Source organism: Reyranella sp., from assembly GCF_052439685.1.
Taxonomy (GTDB): Bacteria; Pseudomonadota; Alphaproteobacteria; order Reyranellales; family Reyranellaceae; genus Reyranella.
Map to the genome: position 1 here is coordinate 1 of NZ_JBQVQG010000081.1, position 608 is coordinate 608.

1 protein-coding gene and 1 pseudogene are annotated in these 608 nt (G+C 65.8%); both read right to left on the reverse strand.

Annotated features, from left to right (window positions below; translation table 11 throughout):
- Positions 1 to 305, reverse strand: a pseudogene (locus tag ACT6UX_RS30430) (glycine dehydrogenase (aminomethyl-transferring)); the annotation flags it as partial.
- A 13-nt stretch (positions 306 to 318) separates the two neighbouring features.
- Positions 319 to 608, reverse strand: a 290-nt coding sequence (locus ACT6UX_RS30435; RefSeq protein WP_444778865.1) for a glycine cleavage system H protein, incomplete at its 5' end; no start/stop codon positions are given.

Sequence of the window (608 nt, forward strand, 5' to 3'; positions counted from 1 at the left end):
GCCGTATACCAGGCCGGGTTCTCGAACAGATTGCGCTGGATGACCGGCGGCACATGCGTTCCGTGGTAGCCCGCGCCGATGAAGCTCCTGGCGACGACGTTCCTGTCCATCATGCCGGAAAGCTCGGCGAGCGCTTCCTGCTCGCTGGCCGGCGCCGGCAGGTCGAGCGGCGCCTCCAGCCGGATGGAATTCGGCACGGCCTGACTGATCAGCGTGTCGATGGAGGTGACGCCAAGTGTCTTCAGCATGTCGCGCTGGTCGGCGGGGCCGGGGCCGATATGGCGATTGGCAAAGCTGGTGCTCATCGGTCGCTCTCCGTCAGGCCGTCGTCGCGTCATAGGCGGCGCGGTCCATCAGGCCGTCGAGCGCGGCCTTGTCGGCGAGTTTCATCTTCCACAACCAGCCATCCTTTTCGGCAGCCGAGTTGACGAGGCCGGGATTGTCCAAGAGCCCGTCATTGACCTCCGTCACCTCGCCGGCGAGCGGCGCGTAGACATCGGACGCCGCCTTCACCGATTCGACGACGACGACCGTGTCGCCCTTGGCGATGGTCCGGCCCTTTTCGGGCAGTTCGACGAAAACGAGGTCGCCGAGTTGCTCCTGCGCGT